At 70.7% G+C, this 24020-nt stretch carries 17 protein-coding genes; 9 read left to right on the top strand and 8 right to left on the bottom strand.

Annotated elements, in window-relative coordinates; translation table 11 throughout:
• Positions 1-145 precede the first annotated feature (145 nt).
• The 8 genes from ACFYPG_RS05430 (at position 146) to ACFYPG_RS05395 (ending at position 14042) form a co-directional block, all read left to right on the top strand.
• Positions 146-1114, top strand: coding sequence for a DUF1702 family protein (locus ACFYPG_RS05430; protein WP_355008734.1), 969 nt, complete (start codon positions 146-148; stop codon positions 1112-1114).
• 75 nt (positions 1115-1189) lie between these two features.
• Positions 1190-6988: an SDR family NAD(P)-dependent oxidoreductase gene (locus ACFYPG_RS05425; protein ID WP_387350458.1), complete on the top strand. Its 5799-nt coding sequence runs from the start codon at positions 1190-1192 to the stop codon at positions 6986-6988.
• A gap of 5 nt (positions 6989-6993) precedes the next feature.
• Positions 6994-7434, top strand: coding sequence for an acyl-CoA thioesterase (locus ACFYPG_RS05420; RefSeq protein WP_355008770.1), 441 nt, complete (start codon positions 6994-6996; stop codon positions 7432-7434).
• A 21-nt stretch (positions 7435-7455) separates the two neighbouring features.
• On the top strand, positions 7456-7989 hold the full coding sequence (locus tag ACFYPG_RS05415) for a flavin reductase family protein (protein WP_387350457.1): 534 nt from the start codon (positions 7456-7458) through the stop codon (positions 7987-7989).
• Complete coding sequence (locus ACFYPG_RS05410) at positions 7986-9341, top strand: cytochrome P450 (RefSeq protein ID WP_387350456.1); 1356 nt, start codon at positions 7986-7988, stop codon at positions 9339-9341. Before ACFYPG_RS05415 ends, ACFYPG_RS05410 begins: the two co-directional genes overlap by 4 nt.
• A gap of 303 nt (positions 9342-9644) precedes the next feature.
• On the top strand, positions 9645-11600 hold the full coding sequence (locus ACFYPG_RS05405; protein ID WP_387350455.1) for a CRTAC1 family protein: 1956 nt from the start codon (positions 9645-9647) through the stop codon (positions 11598-11600).
• Entirely contained in the window at positions 11597-12643 is a 1047-nt protein-coding gene (locus ACFYPG_RS05400) for an enediyne biosynthesis protein (protein WP_355008738.1), read from the top strand. Before ACFYPG_RS05405 ends, ACFYPG_RS05400 begins: the two co-directional genes overlap by 4 nt.
• 85 nt (positions 12644-12728) lie before the next feature.
• Complete coding sequence (locus ACFYPG_RS05395) at positions 12729-14042, top strand: glutamyl-tRNA reductase (RefSeq protein WP_387350454.1); 1314 nt, start codon at positions 12729-12731, stop codon at positions 14040-14042.
• A gap of 6 nt (positions 14043-14048) precedes the next feature.
• Here ACFYPG_RS05395 and ACFYPG_RS05390 read toward each other — a convergent pair whose 3' ends face one another.
• On the bottom strand, positions 14049-14591 hold the full coding sequence (locus ACFYPG_RS05390) for an SRPBCC family protein (protein WP_387350453.1): 543 nt from the start codon (positions 14589-14591) through the stop codon (positions 14049-14051).
• 252 nt (positions 14592-14843) lie between these two features.
• Between ACFYPG_RS05390 and ACFYPG_RS05385 the strand changes: the two genes are divergently transcribed.
• On the top strand, positions 14844-16388 hold the full coding sequence (locus tag ACFYPG_RS05385; protein ID WP_387350452.1) for an NAD(P)-binding domain-containing protein: 1545 nt from the start codon (positions 14844-14846) through the stop codon (positions 16386-16388).
• Here ACFYPG_RS05385 and ACFYPG_RS05380 read toward each other — a convergent pair.
• From ACFYPG_RS05380 to ACFYPG_RS05350, 7 genes are all read right to left on the bottom strand, one after another.
• Positions 16372-16971, bottom strand: coding sequence for a nitroreductase family protein (locus ACFYPG_RS05380; protein WP_387350894.1), 600 nt, complete (start codon positions 16969-16971; stop codon positions 16372-16374). The genes ACFYPG_RS05385 and ACFYPG_RS05380 overlap by 17 nt on opposite strands.
• Positions 16972-17133: 162 nt before the next feature.
• Complete coding sequence (locus tag ACFYPG_RS05375) at positions 17134-18285, bottom strand: glutamate--cysteine ligase (RefSeq protein WP_387350451.1); 1152 nt, start codon at positions 18283-18285, stop codon at positions 17134-17136.
• A 73-nt stretch (positions 18286-18358) separates the two neighbouring features.
• Entirely contained in the window at positions 18359-19501 is a 1143-nt protein-coding gene (locus ACFYPG_RS05370) for a M20/M25/M40 family metallo-hydrolase (RefSeq protein ID WP_387350450.1), read from the bottom strand.
• A 91-nt stretch (positions 19502-19592) separates the two neighbouring features.
• Positions 19593-20159, bottom strand: a complete 567-nt coding sequence (locus tag ACFYPG_RS05365) for a carboxymuconolactone decarboxylase family protein (protein ID WP_355008744.1) — start codon at positions 20157-20159, stop codon at positions 19593-19595.
• Positions 20160-20397: 238 nt separating this feature from the next.
• Positions 20398-21462, bottom strand: a complete 1065-nt coding sequence (locus ACFYPG_RS05360; protein ID WP_387350448.1) for an alpha/beta hydrolase family esterase — start codon at positions 21460-21462, stop codon at positions 20398-20400.
• Positions 21463-21834: 372 nt separating this feature from the next.
• Complete coding sequence (locus tag ACFYPG_RS05355; RefSeq protein WP_387350446.1) at positions 21835-22722, bottom strand: hypothetical protein; 888 nt, start codon at positions 22720-22722, stop codon at positions 21835-21837.
• A gap of 329 nt (positions 22723-23051) precedes the next feature.
• A complete protein-coding gene (locus tag ACFYPG_RS05350; RefSeq protein WP_387350444.1) occupies positions 23052-23975 on the bottom strand; it encodes an AEC family transporter in 924 nt (307 codons plus the stop codon).
• Between the last annotated feature and the right edge of the window lie 45 nt (positions 23976-24020).

The following is a 24020-nucleotide window of genomic DNA, read 5'->3' as shown; positions in this document are numbered from 1 at the left end:
GATTCCCGCTACCCGTTCTGGCGCCCATTTTCCGGGCGCGGCCCCTGCCTGCCCGAGGTCGGTGCAAAGCGCCGCAACAAAGAAGAAGAATGTCCTCGCCCGGGCTGCGAATATTGGCGACATATCTATTGCCCTGGGGGTGCTGATGAGAGCTTGGCGAAGGCTGCGACGGCGTGTCCTGACTCCGGACATCTCCCAGACGAGGTGTGACGTCCGGGGCTTCCACGTCACTGACGAGGCGACGCGTGAGCGCTTGGAGACCGTCGGCGGGTCCTTCCTCGCCGGCTTCGGCGAGGCCGCGGAGGCCCGCGTCGTGGCCGACGTCGTGGCCCCGCTGGAGCGGTTGGCGCCCACCTGGCGCGGCTTCGCCTACGAAGGCGCGGCCATGGGCCTGAGCATCCGCGACGCGCTGCCCGGGCGGGGCGGGCGGGTGGCCGAGTTCCTCGCCGGCCCCGGCGACCCGCACGTCTACATGGCGTACGTCGGGGTGGGCTGGGCGATGGCCCGGCTGCCCCGGTTCCTCTGGTCCCGGCTGTACGCGCCGGACCCGCTGCTGCGCTGGCTGGTGCTGGACGGCTACGGCTTCCACCAGGCGTACTTCCGCACCGGACGCTACGTCGAGCAGCGCTACCGCGAGGAAACCTTTCCCTGGCCCGGCGACGACCCGGGCAGGTACGCGGTGCGGGCCATCGACCAGGGCGTCGGCCGGGCCTCCTGGTTCGTGGTCGGGGCCGATCCGGACCGGCTGGCCCGCCTGTTCGCCGGGTTCCCGGAGCGGCGTCGGGCGGACCTGTGGGCCGGTGCCGGGCTGGCCGCCACCTATGCCGGCGGCGCTGACGAGGCGGGGCTGCAGCGGCTGCGCGAGCTGTCCGGGTCGTACCGGGGCGACCTGGCCCAGGGGTCGGCCTTCGCGGCCGGGGCCCGGGTGCGCGCCGGCCTGACGGTGCCGCACAACGAGGTGGCCACCCGGGTGCTGTGCGGGTTGTCGACACGGGACGCTTCGGCGGTCACCGACGACACCCGGATCGGGGTGGCCCCGGCGAACGGCTTCCCCGCGTACGAAGTGTGGCGGCAACGGATCAGGAACGCGCTCGTGCCGATTCGGAATAGTTGATTTGCTTCATTCACCGAAGACCGTGCGCGAATTGTTCCGTGCTGCGCCGGGCGTTTGAGGAAGGGCGTAGTCAGTATGACAAGAATCGCTGTGGTGGGCATGGCGTGCCGCTATCCCGACGCCACGTCTCCGCGGGAGTTGTGGGAGAACGCACTGGCTGGCCGGCGGGCCTTCCGGCGGCTGCCCGACGTGCGGTTGAAGCTGGACGACTACTGGGACGCCGATCCGAAGACCCCGGACAAGTTCTACTCGCGCAACGCGGCGGTCATCGAGGGGTACGAGTTCGACCGGGTGGCCTACAAGATCGCCGGCAGCACCTTCCGCTCCACGGACCTCACCCACTGGCTGGCGCTGGACGTCGCCGCCGCCGCGCTGGCCGACGCCGGCTTCCCGATGGCCGAAGGGCTGCCCCGGGAGCGGACCGGCGTGGTCATCGGCAACAGCCTCACCGGTGAGTTCTCCCGCGCGAATCAGCTCCGCCTCCGCTGGCCGTACGTGCGGCGGATGGTCGGCGCGGCGCTCAAGGAGCAGGACTGGGACGACGACCAGCTCGCCACCTTCCTGGACGGCTTCGAGGCCACCTTCAAGAGTCCGTTCCCGGAGATCGACGAGGACACCCTGGCCGGTGCCCTGTCGAACACCATCGCCGGGCGGATCTGCAACCACTTCGACTTCAACGGTGGCGGATACACAGTCGACGGTGCCTGCTCCTCGTCGCTGCTGTCGGTGGCCACCGCCTGCAAGACGCTGATCGACGGCGACGTGGACGTCGCGGTCGCCGGCGGCGTCGACCTCTCCATCGACCCGTTCGAGATCATCGGCTTCGCCAAGACCGGTGCGCTGGCCACCGGCGAGATGCGGGTCTACGACCGCTCCTCCAACGGCTTCTGGCCGGGCGAGGGCTGCGGCATGGTGGTGCTGATGCGGGAGGACGAGGCCCGCGCCGGAGGGCACCGCATCTACGCCTCGATCGCAGGCTGGGGCATCTCCTCCGACGGCAAGGGCGGCATCACCCGACCCGAGATCAACGGCTACCAGCTGGCGCTGCGCCGCGCGTACGAGCGCACGGGCTTCGGCATCGAGACCATCGGGCTGTTCGAGGGCCACGGCACCGGCACCAAGGTCGGCGACGCGACCGAGTTGGAGGCGCTGTCGCTCGCCCGCGCCGAGGCGGACCCGACGGCGCCGCCGGCCGCGATCGGCTCGGTGAAGGGAATGATCGGTCACACCAAGGCAGCCGCCGGAGTGGCCGGCCTGATCAAGGCGGCGATGGCGGTGCACCAGGAGGTGCTGCCGCCCGCCATCGGCTGCGTGGACCCGCACGCGCTGATCAGCGAGGGCACCCCCGCGCTGCGGGCACTGCGCCGGGCGGAGGCCTGGCCCGCGGACACACCGGTTCGCGCCGGGATCACCGCGATGGGGTTCGGCGGCATCAACACCCACATCGTCCTGGACAACTCCCGATCACGGCGCAGGTCGACGTTGGACACCCGTACACGCGCGCTGGCCACCGGCCTCCAGGACGCCGAACTGCTGGTGGTCGACGCACCCACCCCGAATGACCTGGTGCAGCGGCTGGACCAGCTGATCGAGTTCGTGCCGTCCCTGGCGTACGCCCAGCTCGCCGACCTGGCCGCGACCCTGCACGGTGAGCTGCGCGAGCAGCCCTTCCGGGCGGCCGTTGTCGTCTCCTCGCCCGAGGACGCCGAGCGGCGGCTGCGCAAGGTACGCGACTCGGTGGAGGCCGGGGAGACCCGGATGCTCTCCGCCGACGGCCGCTGCCTGGTCGGCCACGTCAGCGGGCCGGGACGGATCGGTTTCCTCTTTCCCGGCCAGGGCTCCGGACGAGGCGTCAGCGGCGGCGCGCTGCGTCGCCGGTTCGCCGAGGCGGAGGAGGTGTACCAGCGGGCGAACCTGCCCACCGGCGGCGACGTGGTGGCCACCGAGGTGGCCCAGCCGCGCATCGTCACCGGCTCCGCCGCGGGCCTGCGGGCGTTGACCACGCTCGGCATCGAGGCCGCCGTGGCGGTCGGTCACAGCCTGGGCGAGATCTCCGCGCTGCACTGGGCCGGCGCGATCGACGAGGCGGGCCTGCTGCGTATCGCCGCCGTGCGGGGCCAGACCATGGCCCGGCACAGCGCGTCCGGCACCATGGCCAGCCTCGGTGCCGCGCCGGAGGCCGTCCACCCGCTGATCGCCGACCTGCCGGTGGTGATCGCCGGCTACAACAGCCCCGACCACACCGTGATCGCCGGTGCCGAGGACGCGGTCAGGGCTGCGTGCCGGAGGGCGTCGGACGCGGGGCTGAACGCCTCCGTCCTGTCCGTCTCGCACGCGTTCCACTCGCCGCTGGTGGCCCCGGCCGCCTCGGCGTTCGGTGCGGCGCTGGCCGACGAGCCGTTCCGGCCGCTGGACCGGCGGCTGGTCTCCACTGTCACCGGCGACGTGCTGCCGGCCGACACCGACGTGCCCGCCCTGCTGAGCCGCCAGATCACCGATCCGGTGCTGTTCACCCTGGCGGTCACCCTCGCCGCGAAGGATGTCGACCTGTTCGTCGAGGTCGGGCCGGGCCGGGTGCTGACCGGGCTGGCGTCCCGGACCACCGACGTACCAGCGGTCGCCCTGGACACCGACGAGGAGTCGATCGCCAGTCTGCTCAAGGTGGTCGGCGCGGCGTACGTGGTTGGTGCGGCACCGGTGGACAGCGGGCTGTTCCACGGCCGGCTGATCCGGCCGCTCCAGATCGGCCAGCGGTTCTCCTTCCTGGCCAGCCCGTGTGAGCAGGCGCCGCCGCTACGGCTGCCGGAGGCCACCGCCGCGGCGGCGCTCACGCCAGCCGCCCAAACCGCCGAGCCGACGGTCGCGGACCTGCTCGGCGAGTCCGCCGAGGAACAGCTGCGCCAGTTGGCCGCCGAGCGGGCGGAACTGCCGCTGGAGACGGTGCAGCCGGACAGCCACCTCCTGGACGACCTGCACCTCAGCTCGATCACCGTCGGCCAGGTGGTCAACGACCTCGCCCAGCGGATGGGTGTGCCGACCGCGGCGCTGCCCACCAACTTCGCCACGGCCACCGTCCGCGAGCTGGCCGAGGCGTTGGACGAGTTGGCCGGTACGGCGGGGCAGGCCGGGTCGGTGACCGAGCCGTCGGTGGCCGGAGCCGCCGCCTGGGCCCGGCCCTGGCGGCTGGACCTGGACGAGCTGCCCGCGCCCGCGCGGGTGGCTCCCGAGGAGACCGGCCGGTGGCGGGTGCACGCCGCGCCCGGACACCAGTGGGCCGACCGGTTGGCCACCGCCCTGCAGCGGGCGAACCTCGGCGACGGGGTGCTGGTCTGCCTGCCCGACCCCTGCCCGGAGGAGGCGCTCGACCTGGCGCTGACCGGGGCCCAGGAGGTACTCGGCGGTGCCCCTGGCACGCGATACGTGCTGGTCCAGCACGGTCGCGGCGCGGCCGGCCTGGCCAAGACCCTCCGCCTGGAGGCGCCCCGCGCCCGGGTCACCATCGTCCACCTTTCCGACGACGCGGCCGTGGTGGACCGGGTGGTGACCGAGGTGGCGGGCACCGCCGACTACCGCGAGGTGCACTACGACACCTCCGGCGTACGCCGGGTGCCGACGCTGCGCGCCATGCCGGTGCGTGCCGCCCGGCCCCGTCCCGCGCTCGGCGCGGACGACGTGCTGCTGGTCACCGGCGGCGGCAAGGGCATCACCGCCGAGTGCGCGCTCGCCATGGCCACCGACAGCGGGGCGAGCCTGGCCCTGCTCGGCCGTTCCGACCCGGCGGCCGACACCGAGCTGGCGGCCAACCTGGCCCGGATCGCCGAGGCCGGGGTGACGGTCCGCTACGCCCGCGCCGACATCACCGACGCCGACCAGGTACGTCGTGCCGTCGCCGAACTCACCGCGCAGCTCGGCCCGGTCACCGCGGTCCTGCACGGTGCCGGCCGTAACGAGCCCGCCTCGCTGGCCAGACTGGACCTGGCGGACTTCCGGGCCACGCTCGCGCCGAAGATCGACGGCCTGCGGGCCACCCTGGAAGCGGTCGAGCCGGACCGGCTCAAGCTGCTGGTGACCCTGGGCAGCATCATCGGCCGCGCCGGGCTGCGCGGCGAGGCGCACTACGCCACCGCCAACGACTGGCTGGCCGAGACCACCGAGGAGTTCGGCCGACGGCATCCGGGATGCCGGGCTGTCTGCCTCGAGTGGTCGGTCTGGTCGGGTGTCGGCATGGGCGAACGGCTCTCCGTGATCGAGTCCCTCACCCGCGACGGGGTCACCCCGGTCACGCCGGACCAGGGCATCGCGATCCTGCGCCGGCTGCTGGCCGACCCGGACGCGCCCGGCACTGTGGTGATCAGCGGCCGCACCGAGGGCATCGACACGGTCCGCTACGACCTGCCGGAGCTGCCGCTGCTGCGGTTCGTGGAACGGCCGTTGATCCGGTACCACGGCGTGGAGCTGGTCACCGAGGTCGACCTCAACGTCGGTACCGACCTCTACCTGGCCGACCACCTCCTCGACGGCAACCTGCTCTTCCCGGCGGTGTTCGGCATGGAGGCGATGGCCCAGGTGGCCGGTGCGGTCACCGGCGACGGGCGGGTGCCGGTCATCGAGCGGGCCGAGTTCCTCCGGCCGATCATCGTCCCGCCGTACGGCCGCAGCCGGATCCGGGTGGCCGCGACGGTGACCGACGACGACACCGTCCAGGTCGCCATCCGCAGCGAGGAGACGGGCTTCGCCGCCGATCACTTCACCGCGACGATGCGCTTCACCGACACGGTGGCCCCCGACGGCCCGCCCGACCAGGTCTGCGACGAGATCGCCCCGGTGCCGATGTCACCGGCCGACGATCTGTACGGCGACGTGCTGTTCCAGGGTGACCGGTTCCAGCGGCTGCGCCGCTACCGGCGGGCCGCCGCCCGCCACGTCGACGTCGAGGTGGAGGCACTCGACGACGTCGACTGGTTCGCCCGGTTCGTGCCAGACCGCCTGCTGCTCGGTGACCCCGGTGTGCGGGACGCGCTGATGCACGGCAACCAGGTGTGCGTGCCGGACGCCACGCTGCTGCCGACCGGGGTGGAGCGGATCCACCCGGCGGGGGAGAAGCTGACCGGCCGGGGTGAGTTGCGCTACTGCGCCACCGAGCGCAGCCGCGACGGCGACACCTACGTCTACGACGTCGTCCTGCGGACCACGGCCGGCGAGGTCGTGGAGCGCTGGGAGGGCCTGCGACTGCGTGCCGTGCGCAAGCAGGACGGTCGCGGCCCCTGGGTGGCGCCGCTACTCGGGCCGTATCTGGAGCGGGCGCTGGGCGACGTCCTCGGCGCGCAGGTGGCCGTGGCTGTCGAGCCGGACGGCCCGACCGAGCCGGTCGACCAGCCGGGCGGGCACCTGGCCGTGCGGCGGGCCCGGTCGCGCATCGCGGCGCGGCGTTCGACCGGCGAGCCGGTCGAGGTGACCTACCGCCCCGACGGCCGCCCGGAGATCGCGGGCGGGCGGACGCTGTCCGTGGCGCACGGCGCGCGGCTGACCCTGGCGGTGACCGCGACCGGGGCCCTCGGTTGCGACGTCGAAACGGTGCTCCACCGCGACGACACGGTGTGGGACGGCCTGCTCGGCGAGCACGCCGGCCTGGCCCGGCTCGTTGCCGCGGACACCGGTGAGGACGCCGACACGGCCGCGACGCGGGTCTGGACGGCGCTGGAGTGTGTGCAGAAGTCCGGCGGCCAGCCCGGCGGACCGCTGACCCTGCTGCCCTCGCCGCGCCCCGGCTGGACGGTGTTCGGGGCCGGCGAGCTGCGGGTGGCGGCCTTCGTCACCGCGGTACGCGGCGTCGACGAGCCGGTGGTGTTCGCGATCCTTACCGAGGGGAGGTGACGACGGTGGAGCGCTGGTTCGAGTACCGGCACACGGTCGGGTTCGAAGAGACCAACCTCGTCGGCAACGTCTACTACGTCAACTACCTGCGGTGGCAGGGGCGGTGCCGGGAGATGTTCCTCAAGGAGAAGGCGCCGGCGGTCCTGGCCGACCTCCGGGCGGATCTCAAGCTGTTCACACTGCGGGTCGATTGCGAGTTCTTCGCCGAAATCACCGCCTTCGACGAGCTGGCCGTCCGGATGCACCTGCGTGAGCTGGCGCAGACCCAGGTCGAGTTCGGCTTCGACTACGTCCGGCTGGACGCCGGCGGCGGCGAACTCCTCGTCGCCCGCGGCTCGCAGCGCGTGGCGTGCATGCGCGGCCCCAACACCCGCACCGTCCCCACCCGGGTGCCCGAGGCGTTGGAGGCCGCGCTCAAGCCGTACGCCGCGGGCGTACGGGCCTGACCGGCGACCCCAGGAGTCACTGTGACAGCTCATCCCCAACCCACCGGCCTGGTGACCGACTCGAAGACACTCCGCTGGGCACTCGCCGCCTTCGCCACCGGCGTCACGGTGGTCACCGTAGGCGGCCCGACCCCGCACGGCATGACGGCCAACTCATTCACCGCGGTCTCCCTGGATCCGCCGCTGGCCCTGGTCTGTGTCGGCCGGGACGCGATGATGCACGGCGCACTGACCGAGGCCGGGCAGTTCGGGGTCTCGGTGCTCGCCGCGGCGCAGGAGCCGGTGGCCCGCTACTTCGCCGACCGGCGTCGGCCGCTGGGCCGGGAGCAGTTCGAGTTCGCCGAGTGGCAGCCCGGCAGCCGGACCGGCTCGCCGCTGCTGGTCGGCGCGATCGCGCACTTCGAGTGCGAGTTGTGGCAGGCGTACGACGGCGGGGACCACAGCATCTTCATCGGCCGGCTGGTGGCGCTGGACCGCAACGCCGACGATGCGCTGGTCTTCGTCGACGGTCAGTTCCGCCAGTTGGAGCGTGCGCACAGCGGGGCCACGACGTGAGCGTCGCGACGCGGGCCCGCCGGACGCCGCCCGGTCCGCCGCGCCTCGCGGCGCTACGCATGCTGCTGGTGATGAATCGCGACCGGCTGGGAATGATGACCTCGGCCGCGCAACGGTACGGCGACGCGGCGCGCCTGCCCGTCGGCCCGAAGAGCCTGTACTTCTTCAACCACCCGGACCACGCCAAGCACGTGCTGGCCGACAACGCCGCCAACTACCACAAGGGCATCGGGTTGGTGCACGCCCGGCGGGCGCTCGGCGACGGGTTGCTCACCAGCGAGGGTGAGTTGTGGCGCAAGCAGCGCAAGGTGATTCAGCCGGCGTTCCAGAGCCGGCGGATCGCCGCCCAGGCCGGTCAGGTGGCGGAGGAGGCCGCGGCCCTGGTCGAGCGCCTCCGACGACGGGCCGGCGACGTCGTCGACATGTCGGACGAGATGACCTCGCTGACGCTGGGGGTGCTGGGCCGCACTCTGCTCGACACCGACCTGGGCCGGTTCCCGACCATCGGCGGTGACTTCGCCGCCGTACAGGACCAGGCGATGTTCGAACTGGCGACGTTGAGCGCGGTGCCACCGGTGCTCCCGCTGCCCCGGCAGCTGCGGTTCCGGCAGTCCCGGCGGCGGCTGGAGGGCATCGTCGACCAGTTGGTGGCTGAGCGCGGCAGTGCCGACGACGACCGGGCGGATGTGCTGTCCCGGCTGATCGCCTCCGCCGGCCGGGAGCGGGATCCGCGCATCGGGCGCGCCCGACTCCGCGACGAGCTGGTCACCCTGCTGCTCGCCGGCCACGAGACGACCGCCAGCACACTGAGCTGGACCCTGTACCTGCTCGACCGGCACCCCGAGGTACGCGAACGGCTGCGCGCCGAGGTGGTCTCGGTGCTCGGTGACCGGTTGCCCACCATGGACGACCTGGGCCGGCTGCGCTACACCTCGATGGTGCTGGAGGAGGTGATGCGCCTCTACCCGCCGGTGTGGCTGCTGCCGCGCAAGGCCCTGGCCGAGGACGAGGTGGGCGGGTACCACGTCCCCGCCGGCGCGGACGTGCTCATCTGCACGTACACCCTGCACCGGAACCCGCGGTTCTGGGACGACCCGGAGCGGTTCGACCCGGAGCGGTTCGACCCGGCCCGCTCCGTCGACCGACCCCGGTACGCGTACATCCCGTTCGGCGCGGGGCCCCGGTTCTGCGTGGGCAATCACCTGGGTCTGATGGAGGCCACCTTCGCCACCGCGTTGCTGGTGCGGGATCTGCGCCTGACCCGTCCGGCGGGTCGTCCGGTGGTGCCCGAGCCGATGCTGTCACTGCGGGTGCGTGGCGGCCTGCACATGAGCGTCGACCTGCCCGACTGACAGTGCTCCGCCGCCGTCCCCGCCCGGTCCTCCGGGTGGGGACGGCGCGGTCCACGACTGTTTCCGGGGCATTTTTCTTCCGAGTCACAACCGTCGTGAGTAGTGGCACTCACCGCTTTCGAAAAACGTTTCTTCATCCGTGCGCGCTTCGCCGTAAACAGCTTCGAGAGCAATTCCTGAGAAGACACCGCGCCGCGCCGGACGAAAGCATGGCGATGGTTCGTACCGAGACGCCGCGTCCGACCGCACCGCCCGCTGCCGGCCGACCCGAATGTCCCGGCGCCGTCTACCCGAGGGGGACACTTGCCACCGCAATCCGTAGGCATCCTGCGCCGACTCATCCCACCCGTGTTCGTCCTGGTGCTGGTCGCCGGGCTGTTCTCGGTGGCCCGGCTGCCCTCGGCGTCTGCCGAGGAGCGCAGCGCGCTGGCCTCCCGATACGCGTTCACCGAACGCCCGATCGCGTTGCCGCCCGGCCTGCCGGAGCGCACCGTGCGCCAGGTGAACCCCCGGTACGAGCACATCCGGTCCTGGATCTCGTCGGTTGGCGCCGCAGTGGCGCTCAACGACCTGGACGGTCAGGGTGGTGCGAACGACCTGTGCCTTGTCGACACCCGCAGCGACGCGGCGATTGTCACCCCGGCCCCGGACAGTGGTGCCACGTACGCACCGTTCGTGCTGGATCCGGCCCCGCTGCCGATGGGTCCGGCGATCGCCCCGATGGGCTGCACCCCCGGCGACTTCAACCTCGACGGCCGGATGGATCTGCTCGTCTACTACTGGGGCCGCACGCCGGTGCTGTTCCTTCAGCGCCCCGGGGTGACCTCGCTGAGCCTGGCGGCGTACCACCCGGTCGAGCTGATCCCACAGCAGACCATTGGCACCCTCTACCGCGGTCCTTTGTGGAACACCAATGCCGTCGCGGTGGCCGACTTCGACGGTGACGGCCGCCCGGACATCGGGATCTTCAACTACTTCCCGGACAGCCAGGTCCTCGACCCGCAGGGCCTGCCGCACGTGCAGATGAACCACTCGATGTCGCACGCGCACAACGCCGGTGGCGCGTACCTCCTGCGGTGGACCGGCGCTACCACCGGTGACTCACCCTCGGTGAGCTACGAGAGGCAGGTGGCCGGCGATCCGGAATTCTTCACCGGCTGGACCCTCGGCGCCAGCTCCGCGGACCTGGACGGCGATCTGCTTCCGGAGCTGTACCTGGCCAACGACTTCGGACAGGACCGGCTCTTCCACAACCGGTCCAGGCCCGGCCAGATCCGGTTCGACCTGGTGGAGGGAAATCGTGACCCGATCACCCCGAAGTCACTCGTGCTCGGACACGACTCGTTCAAGGGCATGTCCATCGACTTCGCCGACCTGGAGGGGCGCGGGCGGTTCGACGCGTTCGTCAGCAACATCACCGAGTCCTGGGGTCTGGAGGAGAGCAACTTCCTCTGGCAGAACACGGCCTCGACTCCGGAGCAGGCCCGGAAGATGCTGAGCAGGGGCGAGGCGCCGTTCCGCAATCAGGCCGCCGCCAAGAACATGGCCTGGATCGGTTGGGGCTGGGATGCCAAGATGGCCGACTTCGACAACAGCGGACGGTTGGCTGTCGTCCAGGCCACCGGCTTCGTGAAGGGCACCATCAACCGGTTCAACTGGTTGCAGGAGTTGGCGATCAGCAACGACCTGCTGCTCTCCGACCCGGACATGTGGCCCAAGGCCGAACCCGGTGACGACCTCGCCGGCGACAACGAGCTCGCGTTCTGGGTACGCGAGGACAACGGCCGGTACGCCAACATCAGCAAGGAACTCGGTCTGGCCCTACCCATCCCCACCCGGGGTGTGGCGGTGGCCGACACCAACGGCGACGGGGGCCAGGACTTCGCCGTGGCCCGCCAGTGGGGTCCGCCGGCCTACTACCGCAACGAGAAGCCCGGGAACGGCAACTTCCTGGGGCTGCGGCTGACCCGGCCGACGCTGTCCGGCGACGGTTCCTCACCGGCGTACGGCGCGCAGGTGCGGGTCACCACCGCCGACGGCCGCACCCAACTCGCCCAGCTCGACGGGGGCGGGGGCCACTCCGGCAAGCGCAGCTTCGACGTGTTCTTCGGCCTCGGCGCAGCCGGGGACCGGCCGGTCAAGGCCGAGCTGTGCTGGCGCGACCTCACCGGTGCCACTCACATGCAGACGCTCGACCTGACCGCCGGGTGGCACGACTTCATGCTGACCAGTCGAGCCGAGGAGTTGACCAAGCGATGACGGACGTCAAGCAACCCGAGGCGACCAGGGAGCTGTCCCTCGCCACCCCGGTCACGCCGTCCGCGACGGCACCGCAGCCGACGCCCACAACGGACCGGCCCGCCGTACCGCGGGTCGACAGCAAGGACCCGCGCTACATGGCGCTGCGCAACTTCGCCATGTCGATGACGGTCTTCAACATCCTGGGTTACACAGTGCTCGGTTTCGAGCAGCCCTGGCTGTGGCCGATCCTGGCCCTGGCGGTCGGATACGGCACCGAGATGATCGTTGAGATGGTCTCGGCGCGGGCGCTGAAGCGGCCGGCGGCCTTCACCGGCAACGGGGCGTGGGGGGTCTACACCTTCCTGCTGCCGGCGCACATCACCGCGTTGGCCGCGAACATGTTGCTGTACGCCAACGACAACTTCTGGCCCATCGCGTTCGCGGTGGTCGTGGCGGTCGGTCAGAAGGCGGTGCTCCAAGCGCCGATCAAGGGCCGGATGCGGCACTTCATGAACCCGTCCAACTTCGGCATCACCATCACGCTGCTGGTGTTCTCCTGGGTCAACATCGCCCCGCCGTACCACTTCACGGAGAACGTGCCCGGGGTCATCAGCATTCTGATCCCGGTGATCATCGTGACGGCGGGCACGGTGATCAACGCCATGCTGACCAAGAAGGTGCCGCTGATCGTCGGCTGGCTGGGCGCGTTCGTGATCCAGGCGGTGCTCCGGCACTTCATCTGGGACGTGTCGCTGGTCGCCGCGCTCGTCCCGATGACCGGGGTGGCCTTCGTCCTGTTCACCAACTACATGATCACCGACCCGGGCACCACCCCGGCGGCACCCCGGATGCAATTCATGTTCGGTTCCAGCGTCGGCATGGTCTACGGCCTGCTGATGGTGTTCAACGTGGTCTACACGCTGTTCTTCGCCGTGACACTGGTCTGCCTCGCCCGTGGGCTGTTCTGGTGGGGCCGGTGGCTGATGCAGCGCAACCGGCCCGAGGAGAACCTGACACCCGCACCGCCGCCCGCGGCGGTGGCGCTACCGGTCGCCCGTTGACCGTCCGCCGGTCCCGGTCACCGGTCGGCCCGCTCGTCGTGGGTCCACCGGTGGCCAGGACCGGCCGCTTTCGTGGAGGTGCACCATGAACCTGCTCGTCGTCGGCGCCTCGTACCGGAGCACTCCGGTCGACGTACTGGAACGGCTCGCGGTCGGATCCGCCGAGCTGCCAGGGCTGCTGCGCACGCTGCTCGACCGGCCGGCGGTCGAGGAGGCGGTGGTGCTGTCCACCTGCAACCGGGTGGAGGTGTGGGCGGCGGTCAGCGGCTTCCACGCCGGGCTGCGCGAGATCGGCGCGGCGCTCGCGACGCACGCCGACGCGTCGACCGACGTGCTGGCCCGCCACCTGTACGCCCATTACGACGACGCCGCCGTGGCGCACACCTTCACCGTCACCGCCGGCCTGGACTCGATGGTGGTCGGCGAGGCGCAGATCCTCGGGCAGGTGCGGGCCGCGTACCGGGCCGCGGTCTCGTACGGGAGTGCCGGCCGGCTGACCCACGAGCTGGTCCAGCACGCGCTGCGGGTCGGCCGACGGGTCCGGGCCGAGACCGACATCGGGCGCTGCGGCGCCAGCACGGTGACCGCCGCCCTCGACGTGCCGGCGGGACACCTGCCCGGTGGCCTCGCCGGCCGACCCGCCCTGGTGGTCGGTGCCGGGGCGATGGGCGGGATCGCCGTCGCCGCGCTGTCCCGCGCCGGCGCCGGACCGATCGCGGTCGTCGGCCGCGGTGCCGAGGGCATCCGCCGGCTCGTCTCGGCGTACGGCGTGCGGCCCGTGCCCGCGGCGGACCTGGTGCCGGCTCTCGCCGCCGCCGACGTCGTGGTGACCGCGACGACCGCACCGGACCCGGTGCTCACCGCTGAGCTGGTCGCGCCGGCGCTACGTCGCCGGCTGACCCGCGGCCCGGACGTGCCGCTGTTCGTACTGGACCTGGCGATGCCCCGGGACGTGCACCCGGCGGTCGCCCGGCTCGACGGCGTGGTGGTCGTCGACATCGGCGGACTCGGCGCGGTGGCGCGCGACGGTGTCGAGCGCCGGGACCGGGATGCGGCAGAACGGATCGTGGCCACCGAGCGCGACGCGCTGGCCGGCCGGCTCCGCGGGGCGGACGCCGGGCTGACCGTGGCCGCGCTGCGCCGCCGGGCCGACCGGACGGTCAGCGCGGAGCTGCACCGGCTGGCCCAGCGCCGACCTGACCTCAGCGAGGCGCAGCGGGCCGAGGTGGCCCGCACCGTCAGCCGGGTGGTCCAACAACTGCTGCATCCCCCCTCGGTACGCGTCCGTCAGCTCGCCGGTGAGCCGGACGGCGAGCGTTACACAGCGGCACTGCGTCAGCTGTTCGACCTGGAGGTGCCGCACAGCACCCCGGTCGCCGACGTGCCCCGGGTGGCCTGACCGTCGTCAGCGACCGTCGTCGGCGGGCGTTTCGGCGAGGGCCTTGATGCCTTCCAAAGTGGTGAGCATGGCCTCCCGTAGGGCGGCCACGCGGCGTCCGATGATGACCTCCTCCTGCTCCGGTGCGCGGTCGATGATGAGGCTCAGACCGGTGCGGCCCGGCCCGATGCGGACCGAGTGGGTCAGTCGACATCCACCCGCCTCCTCGACGAGCCGGAACTGCCAGGCCGAACCCGGACGCTCCGGGTCGGCCGGGCCGCCGCCGAACCGGCCGGCCTCGTCGACCACCACCCAACCGAACACACGCGGCGCGTCGAGGCGCACCACGTGCGAGACGGTCTGCCACTCACCCAGCAGGGGGTGGTGGTTCTCGCCTTCGAACCGGGCACCCAGCGTCGGCCCTTCGCAGTCGTCCAGCCACCGCACGCGCCGTAACTCCGGGCTGAACCGCGCGGGCAGTTCGATGTCCGTCACCAGCTCCCACACCCGGGCGGGGTCGGCCGCCACATGCAGGTCACACTCGATTGTCGGGCTGTCGGCGTACCGCACGTCACCGCTCCTCTGATCGTTTCGGACTCGTGCCGGTCCACTACAGCGCATGACATGATCGGAATTCAAGTGCGCAAATTCGTGGCGGCGCCGAGCGGGCGTGCTGCGTCGTCCCCATTGGCGTAGACAGGCAATGCGCGGGTTGCGGTGTTATGGGTTGTTGGCCCACCGGTCTGGAGGCGGCAGCATTGACACACGCCGACATTCATTCCAAGGTCGATGGATTCGTCTCTCCATCGAAGGGGCCGCAGGATGGTCAGCAACGAGCACAGGTACGTCATCGTCGGGGCGGGTCCCGCCGGCGTTCAACTGAGCTACTACCTACAGCAGCACGGTGCCGACTACCTGACACTCGAAAGCGGAGACGCGCCGGGCGGGTTCTTCCGGCGGTTCCCACGCCATCGCAGGCTCATCTCGCTGAACAAGGTGCACACCGACAGCACTGATCCGGAGATTCGCCTGCGCTGGGACTGGAATTCGCTGCTCAACGACGATCCGGACCTGATGTTTCCGAAATTCAGCGAGGAATACCTGCCGCCGGCCGATGACCTGGTGCGCTACCTCGCCGAGTTCCAACGTGTGCACAAGCTCAACATCCGGTACGGCACGACGGTCGAGCAGATCACGCGTACGGGCGACGGCTTCACAGTGCGCACCGACCAGGGTGAGGTGCGCGCGCGCTGCCTGGTCGTCGCGACCGGCTGGGGCCAGCCGTTCGTCCCGGCCATCCCGGGCATCGAGCACGCCATCGGGTACGAGGACATGGTCATCGACCCCTCGGCGTACGACGATCAGCGGGTCCTGATCATCGGTAAGGGCAACTCCGCGTTCGAGACCGCGTCGGCCATCCTCGGCCACGCGTCGATGGTGCACCTCGCCAGCCGGCAACCCCTGCGACTGGCGTGGAACACCAAACACCCCGGGGACGTCCGTGGTCAGTACGGCGCGATCCTCGACAGCTACCAGTTCAAGACGCTGCACGCGGTGCTCGACTGCACGATCGACGAGATTCGACCGGTCGACGGGCGGTTCCAGGTGTCGATCACGTACACCCACGCCCAGGGGGAGACCGCCGTCCTCGACTACCACACGGTGCTGAGGTGCACCGGCTTCCGGATGAACACCACGATGTTCGACGAGACGTCCCGACCCGACATGGTGCGGGACGGCCGCATGCCCGGGATCCGCCCCGACTGGCAGTCGAGCAACGTCGACGGTCTGTACTTCGCCGGCACCATCGCCCAGGCCCGGGACGTCAAGCACGCGTCGTCACCCTTCATCGACGGCTTCCGGTACAACCTCCGTACGTTCACCCGGATCCTCCGTGAGCGGTACGACGACGTCCCGTTGTCGTACGCGACGATGCCGGCCGACGCCGCGTCGCTGACCAAGCTGATGCTCGACCGCGTCAACTGGTCCTCGGCGCTGTGGACCCAGTTCGAATACCTCTGTGACGTCTTCGTCCGCGACGACGCCAGCGGCGACTTCCATCACTACGAGGACCTGCCGGAGGACTACGCCGTGGAGCGCTTCGGGGCTGCCACGCAGTGGTACACGCTCGCGCTCCGGTGGGGCCGCGACGACTACGGCGACGTCTTCGCCATCGAGCGGCATCCGACCCCCGACCGGGCCAGGGAGAGCGCCTTCATCCACCCGGTGATCCGGCGGTACCGCGGTACCGAACTGCTCGCCGAGCAGCACCTGCTGGAGGATCTGCTGGCCGAGTGGCGGCGGACGGACCGGCACGTCGAGCCCCTGGTCGATTTCCTGACCAGGGACCTCACCAGCGGATCATGACCTCGTCGAGGGGTTTGCGGGAAAGGTCGGGGACGTGGGCGTCCGGCGTGGGATACCCGACGGGCATCACCACGTACGGGCGCTCCTCGGGCGGACGCTCACACACCTCGTTGAGAAATCGCATCGGGCTGGGCGTGTGGGTCAGTGTGACCAGGCCGGCATGGTGCAGCGCGGTGATCAGCAGGCCGACCGCCATGCCGACGGACTCCTTGACGTAGTACGGCTTCGGGGTGTTCGGCCCCTGGTGCACCTCGAACACGACGATGACGGCCGGTGCGGTCTCCAGGAACGGTTTCCGCCAGTCGGTGCCGAGCCCGGCGATCGCACCGAGCCACTCCTGCGAGGCGCGGCGGTCGTAGAACGCGCGTTCCTCGGCCTCGGCCGCCTCGCGTAGCCGGCGCTTGCGGACCGGGTCGGTCAGCACGACGAACCGCCACGGCTGCACATTGGCCCCACTGGGTGCGGTCGACGCGGCCCGGATCGCCGCCTCCACGACCCCGTCGGGCACGGGGTCGCTGGCGAAGTCGCGCACGGAACGGCGCCGCGCCATGCGGTCGGCGAACGCCTCCGCCTCCCGCACCATGTCCGCGGGGGATCGACGCTCGAACTGGATGGGGACCTTGGAAAGCAGGTCTGTGTCGTGCACCTGGAACCTCCCCTGATCCGGCGTGCCGGTTTCTGCGGGAGGGTCACCTGCCGCCGGCATCCGGTTCGTTCAGCATCTCGGAGGCCTGACGGCATGTCGTTACGCAGGTGTGCTGTCTTCGCGGGTCGGCACGTCGGGCGCGGTCCGGGTGGCGATGTCGTCGACCACGTCGGTCAGGCGTCCACGGAGCGCCGCGGCGGCCCGTTGGCGGGTCGCCCCGTCGCCGTCCACGGTGAGCGACCTCAGCCATGCCTCCACCCGGTGGCGGTCACCCGCCTCGTCCAGCGCCGGTCGGGCGAGCGCGACCAGCCGTTCGGCGAGGGCCGTAGCGGGCAGCAGCCGGCCCGTGGCGGCGTCGACGCCGTGGCCGCCCATCCCGTCGCGGGCGGCTCGCCAGTACGCCAGTCGCATCAGCTCGGGGACCAGTTCCGGCCCCTCGTCGCCCCGGTCGACGGCCTCCCCGGAGACGACCACCAGAGCCCGCACCAGGGCCGCGAGCGCCGCGGATTCGACGGCGCTGACGGGTACGTCGGCCACCCGTACCTCAAGGGTGGGGTGGTTGGTGGACAGCCGGAGATCCCAGAAGATGGTGCCGTGGTCGACCAGCGCGCCCGCCTCGAGCAGCATGTCCACGTGGTCGTCGTACTGCTGCGCCGAGGTCAGGAACGGCGGCGGGCCGGCCACCGGCCAGCGCCCCCACGTGACGCTGCGCCAACTGGCGTACCCGGTGTCGCGTTCGGGCCAGTACGGCGAGTTGGCCGTGAGGGCGAGCAGCACCGGCAGGTGCTGGCGCAGATGGTTGCCGATCAGCACCGCCCGGTCCCGGTCGGGCTGCTCCACGTGGACGTGCACGGCGCAGATCGCGAGCTCGTCGTGCAGCCCACGGTAGGTCGCGGTGCCCCGGTCCTGGCGAGGCCCTTCGGTGAGGGGCGGCGGCACGGCACGGCCCAGCACCGGCGAGCCGCTGGCGATCACCCGCAGACCCGCCGACAGGGCTGCGGCCTGGACGGCGGCGCGGCCCTCGGCGAGCTGCGCGCCGATCTCCTCGACGCTCCGGCACGGCTCGGTTCGCGTCTCCACCTGAAACTTGGTGATCTCACCACCCACCCGGGTGCCGAGGGCCGGGCGCGCGCGGTCGACGACGATGGCCGCCTCCGGCACGAGCTCGCCCCGGTCGACGTCGACGACGAGGAACTCCTCCTCGACGCCGAGCAGGGGAATGGATGATCCCGCACGCTGTCCCGTAGTCATCCCGACGCCGACCTCTCGCTGCCGGTCGTGTGCCGGCGGTGAGCACGTTACGTTACGGGATCACGTCGGTGGGTCAAGATCCGAGACGCTCTGATGTGGACAGAACCTCGACGAGCCCGGCCAGGAGCGCCGTCCGTTCGGGCATCCGGTCGAGGCAGACATACTCGTCGGCGGCGTGCGCCCCGCCGCCGACCGCGCCCAGGCCGTCCAGGGTCGGTACGCCCAACGCGGCGGTGAAGTTGCCGTCGGACGCGCCGGCCGCGTACGCGCCGACGAGGCCCGGGATGCCGAGCTGACGGGCGACCGACTGGGCCAACTTCAGCAGTGGTCGCGCGAGCTCTTCGGACATCGGGTAACGGTTGATCCCGCCCTGTACGGCCAGCGTCGCCTCCGGCAGGAACGGCACCAGAGCGCGGATGGCGTGATCGACGCGTTCCAGCTCGTCTCTGGTCCAGGCCCGCACGTCAACGGCCAGACTGGCGCGCTCCGGCACCGTGTTCGTCGTGGTGCCAGCGGAGAGCAGGGTCGGTGTGACGGAGGTGCCGCCGCTGTCCATCGCGCCGAGCGCACCCAACGTGAGAACCTGGTGGGCGACCTCGACTGTGGCGTTCACTCCGCGCTGCGGTTCGACGCCCGCGTGGGCGGCGCGACCCTCGACGATGACGCGGTAGACCGAACCGCCCTTCCTGGCCACCTTCACCTGCCCGTCCGGGGTGGCCGCCTCGCAGACGAGAACGGCACCCGAACGCCGTGCCTCGCGTTCGATCAGTGGCCGTGACGTGACGGACCCGGTCTCCTCGTCGCAGGTGAGCAGCACGCCGACGGACGAGGTGTCCTCGATCAGTCGCAGTGCCGTGAACATCTGCACGATCCCGGCCTTCATGTCGCAGACGCCAGGTCCGGTCGCCACGTCCCTGCGTACGGTGAAGGGCCTGGACCGGATCGTGCCGACCGGGAAGACCGTGTCGAAGTGGCCCAGGAGCAGCACGCGCTGATCGGCGGCCGGCCACAGCAGGTGCGGCAGACCGTCGATCACGACCCGACAGGCGGGCCGGCCGAGCGCCTCCTCGCCCCAACGGGCGAGCAGGTCGGCACAGGACTCGAGGTGGGGCAGCGAGCCCGGTGCCGACTCGAGCGCGACGAGCGCGCCCAGCCGGTCAACCATGTCTGCTCGGAGCTGCTTCGTCGCGGGGAGCAGCCGGCGTGCGAGGTTCATCGATCCCTCCAGCGTCACAGGTGCCGGGCATGGCCGGGCCTGTCCGTCGACCATCGCAGAGGGATCGGGGTGTGGTCACCCGTGTCTGTGCTCAGGCGGCTGGCGGCCCGCTGACCGCAGCCCCGTAACCAACCTCGACGATCCGACGTGCGGTCTCGGCGTAGGCGTCCCGGCCCTCGGGCGCGAAGGTGCCGAGCCCGTCGACGTAGCGGTTGAACATGCAGAACGCGGCGGCGATCAGGACGGTGTCGTGGATCTCCAGGTCGGTGGCGCCCTCGGCGCGGGCGTCGTCGACGAGTTCGGTGGTGACCTCGCGACCACTGATCTGTACCGCACCGGCGATGCGCAGCAGTGCCCGCAGTTTGGCGGAGATCGGGGCGGTGTCCAGGTCCGCGCGCACCTGGTCGACGAGGGAGTAACCCTCGTCGAGTTGCGCTGCGGCGAATGCGGAGTGCGACGCGCAGCAGAAGTTGCAGTCGTTACGCCCGGACACGTACGCGGCGATCAGTTCGCGCTCACCGGCGGGAAGCGAGTGAGGGGCACGCAGCAGCACCTCGGCCAGTTCGTTGAGTGGCTTCGCCGTCTCCGGCCGGTACCGCATCGGTCCGGAGATGCCGGGAAACTGCTTCTCGTCCAACCCGAGATCGATGTGCGCCATGGTCGTCAAACCCTTCGCTTGTGGGTCACGGCCCCGCCGACAACAACGTCCACAGCGGACACAGGTTTGCGCGCGGCCGTGCGGCTGTTGCCGCGCAGCCACGATCTCACTCGATCCACCGCTCGGATCTCTTCATTCGTGCTCTCTTTCCGTCGAGGTCGTATCGGCGCACCGTGACCACAGCAGGTGCGGCCGGTCGACCTGTCCACGGAACGACCGATACCCGGCGACGCGGTCCTCACGACATCGGGTTGCGCTCGGCGAACTCCCACATGATCGCGCTGGCGTCCGGGCCCGCGTGATCGGTGTACCTGCCGTCACCGTCGGGGCCCGGCCAGGCGTGCCCCATGTCCTGGACGTGGTACGCCTCGACGATCGACGAGCCGTCCGGCGCGGTGATCGTCGTCCGCGTGTACGCGTGCCGGTCGGCGGCGCCCGGCACGGACGCGGTCTTCGTGGTCGGGTCGAGGCTGTCGTTGGGCAGCCCGTCGTCGACGAGGTCGTTCACCGCGATCCAGTGGGCGACGAGTCGGGTGCCGACCAGGGGCGGCACGACCTCGTCCTGCTCGCCCTGTATGACCAGCAGCGGCACCCGTCGGGCCCGGTCGCCCATCTGTGCCCAGCCCTGACGCGCCGTGTCCAGGGGCGGGGTGGCGTCCGGGTCGTCCGGGTCGACCTGGTTGAGTCCGTACTCGCCGCCGGCGACCGAGGTCACCGTGGCGAAGACGTCGGGGTAGGTCACGCCGAGGATGACCGCCGTCCCCGCGCCCGACGAGGCACCAGCTACGTGCACGCGCGCCGGATCCGCGTCGTACTCCTGGACCACCTCGCGGGCGACACCAGCCAACAGCGCGGGTTCGCCGGTGTGCCGTTGCTGATGCCGTGGGTCGGCGGAGTTCCAGCAGGCGATGACGTTGCGGGAGATCAGTTGCGTGGGGTAGACGACGATGAAGCCCTCCCGGTCGGCCAGGCTGTTGAGCTGCGTCGTGGACTTCATGGAGTTCCACCCGTAGCCGGTCATCGCGCAGCCGTGGATGGCCATGACGACCGGGAGCCGGGCCGTCCCGTCGTGCTGGGGCGGAAGGTGGACCTGGTAGCGCTGCGAACCGGCAGCGCCTTCGTAGACGTGGTTCCGGTCGTTCTCGCCCAGTTGCCACGGCAGGCCGAGCTGAAGTGCGGCGACGCCGAGGCTGACGGCGGCCGCGACGATGGCGAGGGTGCCGGAGACGATCCAGAGCCACCGCCGTCGCGAAGGACGGGTCGGCTCCAGATCGGTATCCGGCGCGGAAGGCGGGGAGGTCACTCCTGTCTCCTTTCTCGGATCTCTGCGTTGGTCATCCGATGGTGGGTGACCCTCCACGCTCATCACCCGACCTCGATCCGCCGCGATCAGTCGACCGCCGAGGGTGAGGTCCGCGAGAACGGCTCCGCCGAGGACGTAGAAGGGGCGAGAATTCGCTCTGCTGGAGCGGAACGCCCATTCGCACCTTGGAGGAACGATCACTCACAGCGCGAAAATCGCCGTGTGTGAGGTTCAGCGGGTCGACGTCGATGACGGGTGTCGTGGACATGCACCCATAACAGCAGCGTTCGCGGCCACCCGTCAGTGCAACCACGTCACGGATACCGGTGACGCTGTGTCACTGGTCGTGGCCGGCGGTCAACGGCGGGGTGCTCAGGGGGAGGCAGTGGGCGGCTGGACCGCCGATGCGGAACCGCCGCCGGGAGGGCCGCGGCGACGTATGCGGTTCGCCAGCAGTCCGGCTCCGATAAGCGCCACGATGATCGGGACAACCACCTGCGCCAGGACCGTTACGACCCGGTCGAAGGTGGACTGCCCGGCGTCGCCCTGAGCAGGCTGAACGGCCGCCTGACTTGTGGCCTGCGAGCCTGGTAGGGCTGATTCGTCAACGGCCGGGCCGCGACTGGCATCTTCACTGCTCGGCTGCGTGCTGGTCGGGACACGACGCGCGGTGAGCTGAATGGGGATGATCTCGTCTGGCACCAACGGCTCGTCGTTCTTGCCGTCCAACACGCGAATCGTCAACCACATCGTGTACGTGTCAGGCGTCGACGCCTGCGCAACCCAGACCCACAAAGCGGCGTCGCCGGGATCGGTCAACGGCTGAGGCACATTGTCCTGGTCGCGATCATTGCGGCGAACCTGCAGGCGATCGTCGGGGGATGCCAGGTGCACCTGAACGCGGCCCCCGAGCAGGACCTTCGCGGACCGCGATTCCGATTGCAGCCCGACGCCCGACGGCCTCACCTCCGTGCTACACCACGCTTTCGTGGTGGCTTGCGGACCGCAGAGAGCAACCCTGACCATGAATGACCTGGTTACCTCGACCTCTTGGTCGGCTGTGATGAACAGATTGCCCTGAAACAGTGCTCGTCGACTGTTCTGCAGCTTGATCTGGTACTCGAACTGCTCGGACGGCCTGACGCTGGTACCAGGGGACGGCTTCGAGGATGGCTCACCAGAAGTTGGGTAGGGACCAGGGTACGGCGACTGTTGGCTGTTATCTCCGATTAGCACGAGCGCGGCGGCGACGACGCTCACGATAATCCCGGCCAAGGCGGCCACCATCTGTAGGCTCGGCCGGTGCCGTCGCTCACTGCCTGTGGATGCCACCGATTCCCTCCGGATTAGCCAGTCGGGCCAGTGTGGAGTGGGGAATTAGCTCCGCTGAGCAGGAGGTTAGCTTCCACCACAGGCGGTAGTGAGGAGGGCGCGACGGCAATGGGCGCTGGTGGTTGATGAGAGTCGACAGTCGTCACATGAGTATGATGACCTAGAGACACGGTGAGGGCACGTTAGGTGTCGGGTTGTTGGTTGCTGTGGCCGTCCTTCCCAGTGGTGGATGGCTCTGGACGAGTCAGCTGACCGGCCTACCCGAGCAGGGTCGCCGCCGCGGTCAGCGTTGCCAGCGACAGCGTCGTGGTCACCACCACCGCTCGGTTGGCCACCGCCTCGCCGACGCCGTACTCCTGACCGTAGATGAACGTGTTCTGCGCCGTCGGCAGGCCGGCGCACACCACCACGGCGAGCAACTGCGGCGCGGACAGGTGCAGGGCCAGCCCGGCCGCGTACGCGATGACCGGCTGCGCGACGAGCTTCAAAGCGGTGATCACGGCCAGCTCGCCCGGCTCGGCTGGCTCGGCCTGCGACAGCGCCGTGCGGTGCAGCGACGCGCCGAGCGCGACCAGGGCGGCCGGAACCGCGGCACCCGACAGCAGGGTGAGCGACGCGCCGGCCGCCGACGGTAGATGCAGGCCGGTAGCCGAGAACGCGACACCGAGCAGCGACGCCAGGATCACCGGGTTGCGTACCGGCAGGGAGGCGATACGGGCGACCCGTACCCGCCCGGCCGGGTCGCCGTGCCGGTCCAGGGCGACCAGGATCACGGGTGTCACCACCAGCACCTGCAGCAGCACCACCTCTGCCAGGAACGACACGTTGCCGAGAACCTGCGTGGCGATCGGGATGCCGAGGTTCGCCGAGTTCACGTACCCGGAGGCCATGCCCCAGATCGGCCGTTCGCCGGGCGTGCGACCGAACAGCCAACTCGCGCCGACCCACCCGAGCCCGATGACAGTGGCGGTGCTTATCCCGAAGGCGAGCAGCGGGCGGCCGGCCAACCCGGACAGCGGCATTCGGGACAGGGCGAGGAACAGGGCGGCTGGCATCGCAAGGTGGAACACGAATCGGCCGAGCACCGACGCCGCCGCATCGCCCAGCAGGCCCCAACGACAGGCCCCGTAACCGACCGCGGTGAGGATCCAGATCGGTACGAACGCCGCTACCAGGCTCATATGGACATGTGCGTCGATCGGGAAGTCACGCGTTCAGACTCGCAC

It is taken from the genome of Micromonospora sp. NPDC005553 (assembly GCF_042871765.1).
Classification (GTDB): Bacteria; Actinomycetota; Actinomycetes; order Mycobacteriales; family Micromonosporaceae; genus Micromonospora.
Note: the sequence above shows the minus strand (reverse complement) of the source record. Positions and strands in the feature narration are given on the sequence as shown.